Source organism: Truepera radiovictrix DSM 17093, assembly GCF_000092425.1.
Taxonomy (GTDB): Bacteria; Deinococcota; Deinococci; order Deinococcales; family Trueperaceae; genus Truepera; species Truepera radiovictrix.
Genome location: NC_014221.1, coordinates 1,607,939 through 1,620,948, shown reverse-complemented (window position 1 = coordinate 1,620,948; position 13,010 = coordinate 1,607,939). Strand labels below are relative to the sequence as shown.

Annotated in this window: 11 protein-coding genes; 4 read left to right on the top strand and 7 right to left on the bottom strand. The window is 72.7% G+C overall.

Going from position 1 to position 13,010, the window contains the following annotated elements; all coding sequences use genetic code 11:
• The first annotated feature begins 42 nt into the window (after nucleotides 1-42).
• Both TRAD_RS07510 and TRAD_RS16320 read left to right on the top strand, forming a co-directional pair.
• A complete protein-coding gene (locus TRAD_RS07510; protein WP_041947190.1) occupies nucleotides 43-1,320 on the top strand; it encodes a PASTA domain-containing protein in 1,278 nt (425 codons plus the stop codon).
• A 16-nt stretch (nucleotides 1,321-1,336) separates the two neighbouring features.
• The gene (locus TRAD_RS16320; RefSeq protein ID WP_013178003.1) at nucleotides 1,337-2,284 is read left to right on the top strand and encodes an amidohydrolase family protein; all 948 of its coding nucleotides are present in this window, start codon (nucleotides 1,337-1,339) and stop codon (nucleotides 2,282-2,284) included.
• An 88-nt stretch (nucleotides 2,285-2,372) separates the two neighbouring features.
• On the opposite strand, the gene TRAD_RS07500 is transcribed toward TRAD_RS16320, so the two are convergent.
• Genes TRAD_RS07500 through TRAD_RS07485 form a run of 4 tightly spaced genes read right to left on the bottom strand, consistent with a single transcriptional unit; the run spans nucleotide 2,373 to nucleotide 7,707 of the window.
• On the bottom strand, nucleotides 2,373-3,221 hold the full coding sequence (locus tag TRAD_RS07500; protein ID WP_013178002.1) for an SAM-dependent methyltransferase: 849 nt from the start codon (nucleotides 3,219-3,221) through the stop codon (nucleotides 2,373-2,375).
• A 2-nt stretch (nucleotides 3,222-3,223) separates the two neighbouring features.
• A complete protein-coding gene (gene xdhC / locus TRAD_RS07495) occupies nucleotides 3,224-4,018 on the bottom strand; it encodes a xanthine dehydrogenase accessory protein XdhC (protein WP_013178001.1) in 795 nt (264 codons plus the stop codon).
• Nucleotides 4,019-4,021: 3 nt separating this feature from the next.
• Complete coding sequence (xdhB, locus tag TRAD_RS07490) at nucleotides 4,022-6,361, bottom strand: xanthine dehydrogenase molybdopterin binding subunit (protein ID WP_013178000.1); 2,340 nt, start codon at nucleotides 6,359-6,361, stop codon at nucleotides 4,022-4,024.
• Entirely contained in the window at nucleotides 6,358-7,707 is a 1,350-nt protein-coding gene (locus TRAD_RS07485; RefSeq protein WP_013177999.1) for a xanthine dehydrogenase small subunit, read from the bottom strand. The genes xdhB and TRAD_RS07485 overlap by 4 nt, the downstream gene beginning before the upstream one ends.
• A 60-nt stretch (nucleotides 7,708-7,767) precedes the next feature.
• On the opposite strand from TRAD_RS07485, the gene TRAD_RS07480 reads away from it, so the two are divergent.
• Together TRAD_RS07480 and TRAD_RS07475 are read left to right on the top strand one after the other, a co-directional pair.
• Nucleotides 7,768-8,733 (top strand): arsenic resistance protein, encoded by a 966-nt coding sequence (locus TRAD_RS07480; RefSeq protein ID WP_013177998.1) that lies wholly within the window; start codon nucleotides 7,768-7,770, stop codon nucleotides 8,731-8,733.
• Nucleotides 8,734-8,843: 110 nt separating this feature from the next.
• The gene (locus TRAD_RS07475; RefSeq protein ID WP_013177997.1) at nucleotides 8,844-9,563 is read left to right on the top strand and encodes an HNH endonuclease; all 720 of its coding nucleotides are present in this window, start codon (nucleotides 8,844-8,846) and stop codon (nucleotides 9,561-9,563) included.
• On the opposite strand, the gene TRAD_RS07470 is transcribed toward TRAD_RS07475, so the two are convergent.
• From TRAD_RS07470 to allB, 3 genes are read right to left on the bottom strand one after another with little or no spacing between them, the layout of a single operon-like run.
• Nucleotides 9,560-10,807, bottom strand: a complete 1,248-nt coding sequence (locus TRAD_RS07470; protein WP_013177996.1) for a M20 family metallo-hydrolase — start codon at nucleotides 10,805-10,807, stop codon at nucleotides 9,560-9,562. The two genes, TRAD_RS07475 and TRAD_RS07470, sit on opposite strands and share 4 nt — an antisense overlap.
• Entirely contained in the window at nucleotides 10,807-11,613 is an 807-nt protein-coding gene (allE, locus tag TRAD_RS07465; RefSeq protein ID WP_013177995.1) for a (S)-ureidoglycine aminohydrolase, read from the bottom strand. Before allE ends, TRAD_RS07470 begins: the two co-directional genes overlap by 1 nt.
• The gene (gene allB / locus TRAD_RS07460; RefSeq protein WP_013177994.1) at nucleotides 11,610-12,953 is read right to left on the bottom strand and encodes an allantoinase AllB; all 1,344 of its coding nucleotides are present in this window, start codon (nucleotides 12,951-12,953) and stop codon (nucleotides 11,610-11,612) included. The genes allE and allB overlap by 4 nt, the downstream gene beginning before the upstream one ends.
• Between the last annotated feature and the right edge of the window lie 57 nt (nucleotides 12,954-13,010).

Below are 13,010 nucleotides of genomic sequence, written 5' to 3'. Positions count from 1 at the left end.
ACGGCCGCGCGACGACCCGCCGCGCCGTGTTAGACTCGGCGGGTGGTCGTTTCCGCAAAGCGCGCCCCTTTGGTGCGCGCGCTGCTTTCGCTAGGGCTGCTGCTCGCGCTCGCCGGGCTCATCGCCCTGTCGGCGGCGCGCTACTTGCAGGTCGATGAGGTGGTGATCCCCGACGTGCTCGGCCAGGAGGCGGCGCACGCGACGCGCACCCTCGAAGCGCTCGGGTTCGCCGTCAGCACCTACACCGAAACCGTTCCCGACGCGCTCGCTGGGGGCGTCGTGTCGCAGACCCCCGACGCGGGCACCGCCGTGCGGCGCGGGCGCAGCGTGTCGCTCGGCATCGGCGCCGCCGAACGGGGGGACGTGCCGGACGTCGTCGGCGCCCCCCAAGAGGCGGCCGAAACCCTCCTCGCCGAGGCGGGGCTCACGGTCACCGAGCTGCGCTACCGCCACGCGCCGGAAGCGGCAGGGACGGTGCTCGAGCAGCTGCCCGCGGCGGGGGGCGCGGCGAGCGCGCACGACACGGCGAGCCTCGTCGTGTCGCGCGGACCCGAGCCGCCGACCGTGGCCGTGCCCAACCTCGTCGGTCGCCGCGCGGCACCGGCGCGCGACGAACTTCTCGCGCTCGGCTTTCGCCGCATCGAGGTGATCCCCAGCCGGCTCGGCCCCCCCGGCGTGCACGCGCAGCTTCCGGCCGCCGGGGAGCGGGTGCCTTTAAGCACGCAGGTCACCCTCTACACGTCGGTCAGCAACCCGCAGGTGGTGCGCGTGCCAAATGTCGTCGGTCTCCCGCTCGAGGCCGCCGCGCGGCGGCTCTCGGCCGCCGGGCTGCGCGTCGGCCCGTTGCAGACCTCTTTTGACCCCAGCCGGCCGCGCGGCGTCACAGCCGTTACCCCCTCCGACTACACCCTCTGGGGGAGCCCCGTCGCGCTCACCGTTAACGGCGAGGTCACAGCTTTCGAGGCCCCCGAACCCGCCCCGCCGCCGCGCGGAGGGCCCCTGCAGGGCCCCCGCGCGGACACCGCCGCGGGCGCTGCGGCGCCAGACGCTCCGGACCAGACCCCACCGGAGGCGGCGGTGCCCATCGGAGGGCGCGCGATCCCCATCGAATACGACCCGGCCAACTACGGCTTTTTGCGGGGGCGCGCCTACGCCTTTCGCGTCGAGATCACCGACGAGCAGGGGGAGCGCGTCGCCATCGACCGGCAGATGGGGCCCGACGAACCCGTCTCGGACACCGTCGTCGTCTTCGGCGAGGCCGAGCTGCGCATGTATATCGACGGGCAGATCATCCTGGCCTACAACCCGCCCAACCCGTGAGCGCGAGGCGCGAGGGGTGAGCACGCCCGCTTACGAGACCTTCGACGCGCACCTGCACGTCGTCGACTTTCTGCAGGAGTCCGACGGGTTGCGGGCGCTTTTGACGCGTATGGACGAGGCTAGGGTCGAACGCGCGGTGATCTTCGGGATGCCCGTGACCAAAGAGTGGGCCGAGTGGGAGCCGCAGGGGCCCGACTACTACCTCGCCGACAACGCCCGCCTCTATCCCTACAGCCTCACCGACGCGCTCGTCGCGGAGCGCTACCTCGCGCTCTCCGCAGAGGAGCGCGCGCGCTTCATCCCGCTGCTGTGCGGTTTCAACCCGGTCGACAAGTACGCGCTTAAACACGTGCAGCGCCTTATCAAGCTCTACCCGGGGGTGTTTCGCGGGATCGGCGAGCTGCTGCTGCGCCACGACGACCTCACGAACTTGCTCTACGGGCAGCCGCCGCGCGCGAACCACCCGGCGCTCCACGGGGTCTACGCGCTCGCCGGCGAACGCGGGCTGCCGGTCTTGGTGCACCAAGACATCACCGCCATCGGGCGGGAGGTGCCCCTATACGAGGGCGAGCTGATAGGGGCGCTCGCCGAGCACCCCGAGACGACCTTCGTGTGGGCGCACCTCGGGTTCTCGCGGCGCGTGCGGCTGCCCGACCACGCCGCCTACGTCGCGGGGCTTTTGGAGCGCTTTCCCAACCTCTACGGCGATCTGTCGTGGCTCGTGTTCGACACGCTCGTCTGCCCCGGCGGGGTGCCCGACGACGCCTGGCTGGCGCTCACCGAGCGCTACAGCGACCGCCTCTGCCTGGGTTCGGACCTCTTCGGGCGTTTTGACCGTCTGGCAAGCACCATGGCACGCTTTACCCCCTTTCTGGACGCTCTTAGCGACGAGGCGCGGTTCAACCTCCGCGTGGGCACCGCGCGAAGGCTCTACGACCGCCCCGCGCTGAGCGAGCCGATGTAGCTTGGCTCGTGGATCGTGGTTTGTAGCTCGTGGTTTGTGGCTGGTGGACCACGGGCTACAAGCCACGGGCCACGGCGCGGGGCGACCGCTAGGGCCGCACGGCGCTAAAGATCCCGTAGCGCAGCGCGCCGGTGCGGTAGGCGAGCCACAACCGCAGCACGGTCACGCCAAACGGGCGCTCGAGGTGCCCCGCGCCCAGCAGATACGCCCAGAGCTCGCCTCGCGTGAGCAGGCCCCACGCGAGGCGGCCGAGCACCACCCCCCAGGTGCGGCGCACGAGCGGGCTGACGTCGTCGGCGCGCTTAACGGCGAAGCCGGCGCGCTCGAGCGCCGCACCGTACTCGCGCAAGCTGCATAGCCCCACGAGGCGGCCCTCGCGGCAGATGGGCTCCAGTAGGGCGCGCACCTCGAGCGCCCCCGCCCCCTCGCGGGCGAGCCAGACGCAGGCGACGAAGCGGCCGCCCGGTTTGAGCACCCGGTAGACCTCGCGCAAGCAGGGCGCGAGCGGCATGTGCTCGGTGCTCTCGAGCGCCAGCACCGCGTCGAAGGCGGCGTCCGGCAGGCCGTTGTCGAGCCAGTCGCGGAGCAAGTAGCGCGGGGGCGGGGCGCCGGAGGCGAGGGGTTGGGCGCGCGCGTACGCGGCTTGGGCGCTCGAGAGGGTGAGCGCGGTGACGTGGGCGCCCAGCCGCTGCGCCAGGTAGCGCGCGGTGGCGCCGTACCCCGCGCCGACGTCGCACACGGCCATCCCGGGGCGCAGCGCGGCGCGCGCGGCGACCTCGTCTAAAAGCCTCAGCGTCGCGCTCGCGGGTGACTCGCGACCCGAGCGCCAGAGGCCGTGGTGCAGGTGCTCCCCCCAGAGGCGGCGGTAGAGGGGGTCGAGCTCATCGTAGTGGTGTGCGACGCGCTCGCGGGAAGGGGGGGTGCGGGGGGTGATCACCGCTAAAAGAGCCCTTCGGGGAGCTCTAGAACGCTGAGGAGCTGCGCCGCCACGCCGATGGCGATCGCCGGCGGGCTCTTGCCCAGCTCCGGGTCGCCGATGGGCGTCACCACGCGCGCTAAGTCGGTTTCGGAGAGGCCCTGCCGCGCGAGCTCGCGCCGGAAGTGGGCCCACTTGCTCGCCGAACCGATGAGCCCGACCATACCGAAGGGGCCCCGCAGGGCGCGCTCGAGCACCGCCAGGTCCTCGGCGTGGTCGTGGGTCAGGATGAGCAGGTGGGTGCCCGCGGGGAGCGCCGCGAGCGCGCTCTCGGGCACCGGGGCGTGGTGGCGCGTGAGGGTCGCGGCGAGCGGGCTCGGCAGGGGGCGCGCGAGGGCGCTCGCGCGCGAGTCGATGAGGTGGAGGTTTAAGGGCAGGGTGCCGAGCACCTGTACGAGCGCCCACCCGACGTGGCCCGCGCCGAAGAGGGCGACGCTGGGGCGCGCGAGGGCGAAGGGCTCCAAGAGGAGCGTCACCTCGCCGCCGCAGCACTGCACCCCGTGCGCGCCCCCCTGCGGGCCCAGGGGCAAGCTCAGCAGCTCGGGGTCGCGCGCGCCAGATGCGAGGAGCTCCCGGGCGCGCGCGGTGGCGGTGGCCTCGAGGTTGCCGCCGCCGACGCTGCCGTGCGCTTCGCGCGCGGTCACCACCATCTTGCTCCCCGCGCGGCGCGGAGCGTGGCCGCGCACGCGCGCGAGCGTCACGAGCACGAAGGGGGTGCCCGCGCGGGCGAGCTCAGCGGCGGCCGCGAGCCAGCTCACGCCCTAGTCCCCGGAGACGAGGTCGCGCACGGGTTCAGCGCGCACCCGCTCGATCGCCCACAAGATCGCCTCGGGGGTGGCCGGGGCGGCCAGCTCGACGCGCCTAGGGGGCGCTTCGGTAAACGCCGCGACGGCTTCACGCAGCGCCTCGCGGACGCTCAGCGCGAGCATCAGGGGGGGTTCGCCGACCGCTTTGGAGCCGCCGATCACCCCCGGCGTCGCGGCGTCCGGGAGAAACGCGACGTGAAAGGCCTCGGGCACGTCGGCGATGGTCGGGATCTTGTAGGTGCTCGGCGCGTTCGTGACGAAGCGGCCCGCGGCGTCCCAGAGCGCCTCCTCCATCGTCAGCCAACCGAGCCCCTGGACGAAGCCGCCCTCGATCTGGCCCCTGTCGATAAGGGGGTTTAACGGCGCGCCGACATCCTGGACGATGTCGACCCGGCGCAGCTTAAAGGCGCCCGTAAAGCCGTCGACCTCGACCTCGCTCGCGGCCGCGCCGCAAGCGAAGTAGTGAAAGGGGCGGCCCCGACCCGTGGCGGGGTCGAAGTGCAGGTTCGGGGTGCGGTAGTAGCCGGTGGCGAAGAGCGGCACCTGCTCCAGGTACGCCTGCCGCACGACGTCGGTAAACAGGAGCCGGCGCTGCGGCTGGTAGGGGCAGAAGATCTCGCCGCCCTCGAAGCGGAGCACCTCGGGGGCGCTGAGGCCGAGGAGCTTGGCCGCGACCCCGGCGAGGCGCCCCTTAAGGGTTTCGCAAGCCGCTTTGACCGCCTGGCCGTTGAGGTCGCTCCCGCTGCTCGCCGCCGTCGGGGAGGTGTTGGGCACCTTGTCGGTGGCGGTCGGCATGACGCGCAGGCGCTCTAAGGGCACCCCCAGGGTTGCCGCGGCGACCTGCAGGGTTTTGGTCAGCAGCCCCTGCCCCATCTCGGTGCCGCCGTGGTTGAGCTGCACGCTGCCGTCGAGGTAGATGAGCACAAGCGCGCCCGCCTGGTTCATGGGGGTCTTTGTAAACGAGATGCCGAACTTCACGGGCGTCACCGCGAGAGCGCGTTTGCAGTGGGGGTGCGCGGCGTTAAAAGCGGCGAGCTCGGCGCGGCGGCGCGCGACGTCGGCTCGAGACAGCACCTCGTGCCAGACCCGCTCGAGGTGACTATCGAGGATCAACTGGCCGTAGTGGGTGGTCGCCCGCGCCCCCGCGGCGCAGTAGAGGTTGCGCGCGCGCACCGCGTCCGGGGGGAGCCCGAGCGAACGCGCCACGCGGTCGATGATCTCTTCGGCGAAGAGCATCCCCTGCGGGCCGCCGAAGCCGCGAAAGGCGGTCTGCGAGGTCTTGTGGGTTTTGCAGACGCGCCCGCGCACGAGCCGGTGCGGGGCGTAGTAGGCGTTGTCCGCGTGAAAGAGCGCGCGGCCCATCACCGGCAGCGAGAGGTCCGAGGAGAAGCCGCCGTCGCTAAAAAGCTCGAGCACCACCGCCCCCAGCGTCCCGTCCGGGTGAAACCCGACCTCGTAGCGGCCCCAGAAGGGGTGGCGCTTGCCGGTCATCACCATGTCGTCAGAGCGCCGCAACCGCACCCGCACGGGCCGCCCCGTCTTGAGGGCGCCGAGCGCCGCGACGGCCGCGTAGGGCGCGCCCTGCGACTCCTTGCCGCCGAAGCCGCCGCCCATCCGCAGACAGGTGACGGTAACGCGGTTTGCCGGGACGCCGAGGACCTGGGCCACGACCCCCTGCGTCTCGCTGGGGTGCTGCGTGGAGCTGTAAACGTGCAGCGTGTGGTCTGGTTCAAGGAGCGCGTAGGCGGTGTGGGTCTCTAGGTAGAAGTGGTCTTGAGCGCCCACGAAGAGCTCCCCCTCAAGGCGGTGGGGGGCGCGCGCGAGGGCCGCTTCGGGGTCGCCCCAGCGCAGCCGTTGCTCGGGGCCGTGAAAGCTCCCCGCGGCGATGGCCGCTTCGATGCTCAGCAGCGCGGGCAGGGGCTCGCAGGTCGCCCGGACGAGCGCCGCGCCGGCGCGGGCTGCGGCTTCGCTCTCGGCCAGCACCCAAGCGACCGCGTGGCCCCAGTAGAGCACCTCGGGGTCGGCAAAAAGCGGTTCGTCCCCCCCGTGCGCGCTCGAGTCGTTGACGCCCGGCACGTCGGCGGCGGTGAGCACCGTGGCGACGCCCGGGTGCGCGAGCGCCGCCGACACGTCTAGGGCCACGAGCCGCGCCCGCGCGTGCGGGGCGCACACCGGCGCGGCGTGCAGCGTCCCGGCGAGGTCGGGGAGGTCGGCGGTGTAGCGGGCCGAGCCCTGGACGTGGGCGCGGGCGCTCTCGTGCGGTAGCGCTCTGCCGATGGGGTCGGGGAGGCTCATGGGCGCGCCGCCTCGGGGGTGCTTTCATAGAAAAACCGCTCGAAGAGGTTGCCGACCAAACGCGAGCGGTACGCCGCGCTCCCGCGCAGGTCGGAGAGCGGGGTGAAGGCCGCGCGCAGCGCCGCCGCCGCCTCGCGGACGGTCGCCGCGCTCCAGGGCCGCCCCACGAGCGCGCGCTCGACAGCAAGCGCGCGCACCGGGGTGGCCGCGACCCCGCCGTAGGCGAGGCGGGCCGTCTCGACGCGGCCCGCCGCACTCAGCGCGACGGCGAAGGCCGCCGAAACCGTGCTGATGTCATCAGCGGCGCGCTTGCTGACCTTGTAGGCGCGCGTGAGCGCGGGTTGGCGTTTGGGGAGCCGCACGGCGGCGATGAGCTCGCCCGGCCGGAGCGCGGTGGCGCGGTAACCGGTGAAAAAGTCCCCGAGCGGGAGCGTCCGCGCGCCCGCCGCCGAGACCAGCTCGAGCTGCGCGTCCAGGGCCAAAAAGACCGGTGCGAGGTCGCCGACGGGCGAAGCGGTCCCCAAGTTGCCGCCAACCGTCGCGCGGTTACGGATGGGGCGCGCGGCGAAGTGGGCGAGCATGTCGTCTAGGGCGGGAAAAACGCCCCTTAGTTCGCGCTCTAGCCGCGAGAGCGTCACCCCCGCACCCACCCGGACGGCGTCTCCCGCGTCCTCGAGCGCCTGCAGCTCCGCAACCGACGCGAGCGACACCAGCACCGGGTAGACCCGCCCGACGGTGTTCATCTCGACCCCGACGTCGGTGCCGCCGGCGAGGAGCTTGGCTTCGGGGTGCTCCGCGAGCAGCGCGAAGAGCTCGGGGAGGGACGTGGGCGCGAAAAAGCCCGCCATGGCGCTCGGGGCGGGAAGGGGCGCGGGCGGCCTCAGGAAGGGGTCGTCCGGGTTCGGCGCCGGGAGCGAGCGCAGCGCCGCGCGGATGGGGACGTAGCCCGTGCAGCGGCAGAGGTTGCCCCCGAGGACGTCGTCCCCCCGCTCGCCGCTGTAGAACGCGGCAAAGAGGCTCATCACGAACCCCGGCGTGCAGAAGCCGCACTGCGACCCACCTGCGGCCGCGAGTGCCTCCTGCACGGGGTGCAGCGTCCCCCCTTGAGCGAGCCCCTCGACCGTGACGACGTCGCGGCCGGCGACCGCGCCCACCGGCAGGAGGCAGCTGTTGACCGCCTCGAAGCCCGCCGGCGTGCGCAGCGCCACGGTGCAGGCGCCGCAGTCGCCCTCGGCGCAGCCCTCCTTGGTGCCCGTGAGGCCGCGCGCGCGCAGGAAGTAGAGCAGCATCTGCGAGGGGGTCTCGGCGCGCACGGGGGCGCCGTTAAGGCGAAAAAGAGCCGACATTCCCCATTGTGCGCGCTCCAGGCGTCCGTTGCAAGGGTAGCGCGGCGGTAGACTCACGGGGTGGCCGAACTGACGCAACCCCTGCTGATCCTCGCTGCCGCGCTTTTCGGGCTCGCGCTCGGGCAGGCGCCGCAGCTCGCCGCCGGGGCCGAAGGGCTCGTCCTGCCCTTGCTCATGGTAATGCTCACCGGGGTGTTTCTGCGCGTCCCGCTGCGCGGCCTCGGGGGGGCCTTTCGCAACCTCCGGTTTACGGGCCTCAGCTTGGGGCTCAACTTCCTTTGGACGCCCCTTTTCGGGTGGCTCCTCGGGGCGCTCTTTCTGCGGGGTCAGCCCGACCTGCGCATCGGGCTCCTCATGCTGCTCGTGACGCCCTGCACCGACTGGTACCTGGTCTTTACCGGCCTCGCCCGCGGCGACGTCCGCCTCGGGGCTGCGCTGCTCCCCTGGCACCTGGTGCTGCAGCTGCTGCTGCTGCCGCTCTACCTGCTGCTCCTCGCCGGCACGCTCGTACCGCTGCCGCCGGGCGCGCTCGCCGAGAGCGTCGTGTGGGCGCTCGCCCTGCCGCTCGCCGCCGCGACGTTGGTGCGCACCCTGGCACGCCGCACGGGCCGAGGGGCGCGCTTGGAGGCGCTTTTACCCACCCTCGAGCCGCTGCAGCTCGCCGCTCTTTGCGGGGCGATCGCGGCCACCTTCGCCTCGCAAGGGGGGGCGCTGCTGGCGCAACCCGAGGTGGCGCTCCAGCTGCTGCCGCCGCTGCTCCTCTTTTTCGCCGTCAACTTCGCCCTCGCCCTGCGGCTCGGGCGCGCCGCCGGGCTGAGCAAGGCCGCCCGCACGGGGCTCGTCTTCGCGACGCTCGCGCGCAACTCACCCGTGGCGCTCGCGGTAGCCGTCACGGCGTTTCCGGGCCGCCCCCTCGTGGCGCTCGCCCTGATCGTCGGGCCGCTCGTCGAACTCCCCGTGCTGGCGCTCGTATCGCGGCTGCTGCCGCTCGTGCGCCGCTCCCGGGGCGCTGCGGGGGCGTCCTAGAGCCATCCCCTAAAATGCAGAGCGGCCCAGCGTTCCCCATACCCCACTGCACGCGCCGAAGCGCCTTACGAGGCCAGCGTTACGTCACGAGCTGGTAGCATTGGCGCACCATGCTCAACTTCGACGACGCCGAGGCGCATCTGGAGGCGCGGCCAGCTGCTGACGTCTTTCGTGCGCTGAGTCAGCTACGCCTGACAGAAAACGACCTCAAGCTGTTGAGGGCGCACTACGCGGCACCGCGCATGACGGTGACGGCGAAGGAGATGGCGCGCCGCACAGGCTACAAGCACTTTGGCGCGGCCAACCTCCACTACGGCAAGCTCGGCAGGCGCCTCGCCGACGCGCTAGGCCTAGCCCTTGAGTACCCGGTCCAGTCTCTGGTTACGATGGCCTGGCCGACGGGCGAATGCGCGTGGACCTTAAGACCCCAAGTTCAAGAGGCGCTCGAGCAGCTCGGCCTGGTCGCTGCTGCCGAGCCGCAACAAGACCCCGAGGAAGAACAGTGGTTACGGGAAGGAAAGCTCGTCCGCACGCTCACGAACGCGTACGAGCGCAACCCAGAGGCGCGGCGACGCTGCCTCGAGCACTACGGCACGGCGTGCTACATCTGCGGCTTTTCGTTTGGTGAGGTTTACGGCGAAGCGTTCAGGGGTGTTATCCACGTTCATCACCTCACCGAACTCTCTCAAATCGGTGAGGAATATGTTGTCGATCCTCTGACGGACTTGCGCCCCGTGTGCCCCAACTGTCACGCCATCATTCACCAGAGAAAACCTGCTTACTCCCTCGAGGAGGTCAAGGCGCTCCTCGCGCGCCGCCGAAAAGCCTAATCGGGTTCCGAGGCGAGCGCCGCCAACGTCCGCGCCAGGACCTCGACCCCCTGGGCGACCTCCTGCGGGCTGCTGTACTCGTCGGGGCGGTGGCTGACGCCGCCCTGGGAGGGGATGAAGACCATCCCCACGCGGCACACGCGCGCCATGAAGAGGGTGTCGTGGTAGGCGCGGCTCACCAACCGCTGCGACGGGAGACCGGCAGCTGCGGCGGCGCGCTCGGCAGCGGCGACGAGGGCGGGGTCGCAGGCGGCGGGCGGGTCGGCGTTGACGAGCACGACCTCGGCCGCAACCCCCCGCCGCTCGGCGACCTCTTGAACGTCGGCGCGGATGCGGGCGACGAGGGCGTCGCGGCGGCCCTCGTGGGTGTCGCGGGCGTCGACCGTCAAAAAGGCGCGGTTTGGGATGGCGTTCACCGCGCGCGGGTGGACGTCTAGGATACCGACCGTGGCGACCGTGTCGGGGTCTTCGGTGGCGAGCGCGGCGGCCTCGACCGCGAGCGCGACCTCGGCGGCCGCAAGGAGCGCGTCGCGGCGGCCGCGCATGAGAACCGCCCCGGCGTGGCCGCCGCTGCCCGTCAGCGTGAGGTGCAGCGTCGCGGGCGCGGCAATGGCCGTCACGACGCCGATGGGGACGCCAGCAGCCTCGAGCTGCGGCCCCTGCTCGATGTGCAGCTCGACGAAGGCGTGAAAGTGCCCCGCGCGCAGCGCGACCGCCTCCAAGGGGGCGGTGAAACCGGCCGCGCGCGCGGCCTCGGGGACGCTCACACCGTCCGCGTCGCGCAGCGCGGCCAGCTGTTCGGGGGTGAGCACCCCGGCGAGCGCGCGCGACCCCAAGCAGCCGACCCCGAAGCGCGTGGGCTCCTCGGAGGTAAAGACGACGAGCTCGAGCGGCCGCAGGGGTACAAACCCCGCCGCGCGGAGGGCGCGAAAGGCCTCCAGCGCGCCCAGGACGCCTACCGTGCCGTCGAAGCGGCCCGCGTGCGGGATGGCGTCTAGGTGCGACCCCGTGGCCACGGCCGAGAGCTCGGGGCGCGCCCCCTCCCAGCGGGCGAAGAGGTTGCCCAGGCCGTCCTCGCGCAGCGTCAGGCCGGCCTCGCGCAAAAGCGCGCGCACGTAGGCGCGCGCTTTGAGGTCGGTCGGGGTGTAGACGACGCGGGTCACGGCCGGGGCGGGGTCGTCCGTAAACCCCGCGAGGGTGTCGAGCTCGCGGCTTATGCGGGCGGCGTCGACGGGCAGCTCCATCAGCTTCCGGCCTCGAGCGCGAACGGTTCGCGCGGCGCGTCCTTGTAGAGCAGATAGGTGCTCGGCACCTTGCCGAGGGCGCCGAACCACTGCGGGCAGTAGGGCGCCATGTAGATGGCGTCGCCCGCCGCGACCGGGTACCAGCTCTCGGCGAGCCGGTAGACGCCGCCGCCCGCGAGCATCAGCAGCCCGTGCTCCATGACGTGCGTCTCGGCGTAGGGCAGGCTCGAGCCCGGCGCGAAGGTCATGGTGCTCACCATGAGGTCAAAGGCCCGCGCCTCGGGCAGCAGCTTGCGGACCCGCACCCCCTCGTCGCCCAAAAAGGGTTCGCCGGGTACCTCGGCCGCGTTGCCGACCACGACCTCCGGCGCCGAGGTTAGGGCCACGGGCCCTTCGGCTAGCGCCGATGACCTACTTGCACCGTCGAGGGGGACGTAGCGGCGCTCGAAGACGCAGAGCGTCGCCGGGGCGGCCGCGCGCAGGGTGTGGGGCGTCTCAGGGGGGACGTAGGCGTAGCCGTGGGGGGGGAGCGCGTGGGTCTCGCCGGCGAGCGCCAGCACAACCTCGCCAGCGACGACGAAGACGAAGCGCTCGAGCCCCCCGGGCACCGCCCCCGACCAGGCCCCGCCCGCGCCGAGGTGCGCCAAAAGCTGCGTAAAGCGCGCGCCGAGCTGCGGCGAGATGAGCACCACGGTGTCCGTCGCCTCCCACCCCGGGAGCCGGGTGGCGACGTGGCCGTCGGGACTGAGTAGGGCGTGCGTGGGGGTGACGCGGGTGCGGGTGTGGCCGAAGGGGGTGAGCGTCATGGGGTCCTTTCAGCGGTGGGGCGGACGAAGCGGCCCGTCACGGGGGGGAGCGTGGGCGGCGCGCCCGCCTCGAAGAGGAGGCGGCCCCGCCCGTAGGTGGCGACGACGCGCCCCGGCAGCGTCCGCCCCACGTACGGGCTCACCTTGTGGCGGGTGAGGAGGTTCTCGGGCGTGAAGGTGGTCGTGGCGCTCAGGTCGAGGAGCGTCACGTCGGCGTCCATCCCGGGCGCGAGCCGCCCCTTGCGCGGCAGCCGGAAGCGCGCGGCGGGGGCGGCGGCGGTGAGGCGAGCGACCTCGGGGAGCGTGAGCCCGAGCGATAGCAGCGCCGCGCGCGTCGTCTGAACGCCGGAGACGCCGCCCCACACCGCGAACGCGTCCTCGGAGGCCTTGAGCTCGGGGGGCGCAGGCGAGTGGTCGGAGGCGACGAGGTCGACCTCGCCGGCGCAGAGAGCCCCCAGCAACGCCTGGCGCTCGGCGGCGGAGCGCACCGGCGGAGCGCACTTGAGGGGGGCGCCCAGACGCGCGGCGTCCTCGTCGGTAAAGAGCAGGTAGTGCGGGCAGGTCTCGCAGCTCGCGCGCACACCCCGCGCCCTGGCCGCCGCGACGAGCTGCGTGGCGCGCGCGGTGCTGAGGTGGACGAGGTGCACCTCGGCCCCCGCGGCCTCGGCGAGGTAGAGGGCGCGGGAGACGGCCTCGAGCTCCGCCACGGGGGGCCTCGAGGCGAGGTAGTCGCGCACGCCCCGCCCCCCCGCCGCGCGGGCGCGCGCGGCGAGCGCGCCCGTGATCGCCGCGCTCTCGGCGTGCACGGCGACGGGGAGCCCGAGCATAGCGGCGCGCGTCAGCCCCTCGAAGAGGGTCTCGTCGTCGGCGGCGCGAAACTCGGGGATCCCCGAGGGGCACATAAACGCCTTGAAACCGACTACGCCGAGTTCGGCGAGCTCAGCGAGGTGCTCGAGGTTGTCCGGCGTCAGGCCGCCCCAGAGGGCGAAGTCGGTGCGGGAGAGGGCGGCGGCCGCGGCGACCTTGGCGTGAAAGTCGGCGGCCCTTAAAAGGGGCGGGTGGGCGTTGAGCGGCATCTCGGCGAACAGGGTGCCGCCCCCCGCCGCGAGCGCCGCGCTCCCCGTGGCGAAGCCCTCCCAGTGGGTGCGCCCCGGTTCGTTAAAGTGGACGTGCACGTCGATGAGCCCGGGGAGCACGTAGAGCCCGCGCACGTCCCTTTCGGCGCGCGCCCGCCCGACCGCGCCGACCTCGGCGACCATGCCCCCCTCGAACCCCACGTCACCCTCCCGGACCCCCTCGGGGGTGACCACCAGGCCGCCGCGGAGGGCGAGGTCAAGCACGGGCGCCCTCGGGGTGGCCCGTGGCTCGTGACGTGTGATCTGTGGCGGGTCCCCCAC

What these genes read in the sequence shown, in the direction of transcription:
- TRAD_RS07485 (WP_013177999.1), bottom strand. Translation starts at nt 7,707, where the DNA reads ATGTCGGCTCTTTTTCGCCTTAACGGCGCCCCCGTGCGCGCCGAGACC.
- xdhB (WP_013178000.1), bottom strand. Translation starts at nt 6,361, where the DNA reads ATGAGCCTCCCCGACCCCATCGGCAGAGCGCTACCGCACGAGAGCGCC.
- TRAD_RS07470 (WP_013177996.1), bottom strand. Translation starts at nt 10,807, where the DNA reads ATGGAGCTGCCCGTCGACGCCGCCCGCATAAGCCGCGAGCTCGACACC.
- TRAD_RS07475 (WP_013177997.1), top strand. Translation starts at nt 8,844, where the DNA reads ATGCTCAACTTCGACGACGCCGAGGCGCATCTGGAGGCGCGGCCAGCT.
- allE (WP_013177995.1), bottom strand. Translation starts at nt 11,613, where the DNA reads ATGACGCTCACCCCCTTCGGCCACACCCGCACCCGCGTCACCCCCACG.